This is a genomic window from Streptomyces sp. CO7, assembly GCF_053474865.1.
Genome location: NZ_JBRIOU010000014.1, coordinates 4533 through 7564, shown reverse-complemented (window position 1 = coordinate 7564; position 3032 = coordinate 4533). Strand labels below are relative to the sequence as shown.

General features: G+C 73.8%; 3 protein-coding genes. All 3 read right to left on the bottom strand.

Translation table 11 applies throughout. From position 1 onward, the window contains the following. Positions 1-774: ABC transporter ATP-binding protein (locus ACOV8S_RS30410; protein WP_448321738.1), on the bottom strand; the 774-nt coding region annotated here is incomplete at its 3' end. A 32-nt stretch (positions 775-806) separates the two neighbouring features. Continuing rightward, positions 807-1829 carry a FecCD family ABC transporter permease gene (locus tag ACOV8S_RS30405; protein WP_448321737.1) on the bottom strand — a complete coding sequence of 341 codons (1023 nt, stop codon included), beginning with the start codon at positions 1827-1829 and terminating at the stop codon, positions 807-809. A gap of 101 nt (positions 1830-1930) precedes the next feature. Continuing rightward, positions 1931-2986 carry a FecCD family ABC transporter permease gene (locus tag ACOV8S_RS30400; protein ID WP_448321707.1) on the bottom strand — a complete coding sequence of 352 codons (1056 nt, stop codon included), beginning with the start codon at positions 2984-2986 and terminating at the stop codon, positions 1931-1933. Positions 2987-3032: the final 46 nt, after the last annotated feature.

The following is a 3032-nucleotide window of genomic DNA, read 5'->3' as shown; positions in this document are numbered from 1 at the left end:
GTCCGGGATCACCTGGCACCGGATGCCGAACACCCGCTCCACCAGCTCCGCCGTCACCACGTCCCCCGGCGCCCCCTCCGCGACGACCTCACCCTCCCGCAGCGCGATCAGATGCGTCGCGTACCGCGCCGCGTGGTTGAGGTCGTGCAGGACCGCCACCAGCGTCCGCCCGTGCTCCTCGTGCAGCTCCGCGCACAGGTCGAGCACGTCGAGCTGGTGCTGGATGTCCAGGTACGTGGTCGGCTCGTCCAGCAGCAGCAGCGGCGTCTCCTGGGCGAGCGCCATCGCGATCCACACCCGCTGCCGCTGCCCCCCGGAGAGCTCGTCGACGTACCGGTCCCCCAGCCCGGCGACGCCGGTGCGCTCCATGGACTCCCGGACGACCCGCTCGTCCTCGGGGGACCACTGCCGCAGCAGCCCCTGGTGCGGGTAACGCCCGCGGGCCACCAGGTCGGCGACCGTGATGCAGTCCGGGGCGACCGACGACTGCGGCAGCAGCCCGAGCGTGCGCGCCACCTTCTTCGCCGGCAGCGACTGGATGACCTGCCCGTCCAGCAGCACCCGCCCCTCGCTCGGCCGCAGCATCCGCGACAGCGCCCGCAGCAGCGTCGACTTCCCGCAGGCGTTGGGGCCGACGATCACCGTGAACGAGTTGTCGGGGATCTCCACCGACAACTCCCGCGCGATGACGCGCTGCTCGTAGGCGAGGGTGACGTTCTCGGCCGACAGTCGGTTGTCCACGGCGCCGGTACTCCTCTTCCCCATGTGCTTCATGCCCGTCGTTCCGACGCCGTCGGCGCGCGTGCTCATACCCGTCCGGCCTTCCGCTCGGCGACCAGCAGCCACAGCAGGTAGACGCCGCCCAGCGCGCCGGTGACCACACCGACCGGCAGCTGGTCGGAGCCGAAGGCCCGCTGCGACAGCAGGTCCGCGACGATCAGCAGGGCCGCGCCCATGGCCATGGACGGCACCAGGTTCGGCCCCGGCGTCCGGGTGAGCCGCCGCGCGAGCTGCGGCGCGGTGAGCGCCACGAACGCCACCGGTCCGGCCGCCGCCGTCGCGGCCGACGCCAGCAGCACCGCGCAGCCCAGCATCACCAGCCGCACCCGCTCGACGCGCACGCCCAGCGCGTAGGACGCGTCGTCACCCATCTCGGTCATCCGCAGGCCCCGCTCGTTGGCCAGGACCAGCGGCACCAGCACCAGGCACAGCGCCAGCAGCGGCCACACCTGGGCCCAGTCCCGTCCGGACAGCGAGCCGGTCATCCACACCACGGCCCGCGCGGCGTCGACCATGTCGGCCTTGGTGATCAGGTAGCTGTTGACCGCGGTCATCACCGCGCTGACACCGATGCCGACCAGCACCAGCCGGTAGCCGTGCACGCCGCGCTTCCAGGCCAGCAGGTAGATCGCCGTGCCGGTGACCAGCCCGCCGACCAGCGCCCCGGCCGTCACGGCGGCCGCACTGCCGGAGAACAGCACGATCATGGTCAGCGCGCCCGCGGTCGCGCCCTGGCCGAGGCCGAGGATGTCCGGGCTGCCCAGCGGGTTGCGCGAGACGGCCTGGAACAGCGCGCCGGCCAGCCCCAGCGCGGCGCCGACCAGCAGCCCCACCAGCACCCGCGGCAGCCGCAGCTCGCGCACGATCAGTTCGTCGGCCGGGTGTCCCGAGCCGAACAGCACGCCCAGCACGTCCGAGAAGGACATCGGGAAGTCACCGGTGCCGATCAGCACCACCGCCGCGGCGAACGCGACGAGGGCCAGCACCGCGACCACGGCCACCGCGCGCACCCGGATCCGCAGCGAGACGCGCCCGCCGATCCGCAGCACCGCCTGCGGCGAGGACCGGCGCGGCGCGGACCCGCGCGGCGAGGTCCCGCCCGCGGCGGCCGTACCCGCGGCGTCCGGACGTGAGAAGGTCTTCGGGGTTGTCACAGCTGCGCCGTCCTCCGCCGTCGGACCAGGAAGATGAAGAGCGGCCCGCCGATGACCGCCGTGACGATGCCGACCTGCAGCTCGGAGGGCCGCACCACGACCCGCCCGATCACGTCGGCGCCCAGCAGCAGCACCGGGGAGAGCACGATGGCGTACGGCAGGATCCAGCGCAGGTCCGGCCCGGTGAAGGAGCGCACCACGTGCGGGACCATCAGGCCGACGAAGACGATCGGCCCGCAGGCCGCGGTGGCCGCCCCGCACAGAAGGGTGGCCGCGAGCATGGACAGCGCCCGCGTCCGGTTGAGATGGGCGCCGAGCGCCCGGGCGGTGTCGTCGCCCATCTCCATCGCGTTCAGCGGCCGGGCCAGGGCCAGCGCCAGCACCGTGCCGACGGCGATGAACGGCAGCACCTGCCCGATGCTCTGCCAGGACGCGGCGCCCAGCGAGCCGACGGTCCAGAACCGCATCCGCCCCAGCGCCGCCTCGTCGAGGATCATCAGCGCCTGCAGGTAGCCCTGGAGGGCGGCGGCGATCGCCATGCCCGCCAGCGCCAGCCTGACCGGCGTCGCGCCCCGGCTGCCGCCGAGGAACCACACCAGCGCGCCCACCACCATGGCGCCCGCGAAGGCGAACCACACGTAGCCGCCGAGCGAGGTGACGCCGAAGAAGGTGATGGCGGTGACCACCGCCGCCGAGGCGCCCGCGTTGATGCCGAGCAGACCGGGGTCGGCGAGCGGGTTGCGGGTCAGCGCCTGGAGCACCGCTCCGGCCAGACCGAGCGCCGCGCCCGCCAGCAGCCCCAGCACGGTCCGCGACAGCCTCTCCCCCACGACGACGTCGCCGTAGGTTCCGGTGCCGGCGAAGAGCCCGTGCCAGACCTGGCCCATGGTCAGAGGCTTGGCGCCGACCGCGATGCTCGCCATCGCGACGACGACCAGCAGCGCAAGGGCCGCCACCAGGCCGACGGCCTTGGCGGCGGAGCGCCGCCGCTGCCGTGGGACCTCGGCGGACGGCGGCGCGACGCGCTGCGTGGAGGGAGTGTCTGTGAACACCCGGTTAGGTTAACCTAACCAACCCGCGGCCCCGCTCCCCCGTTCC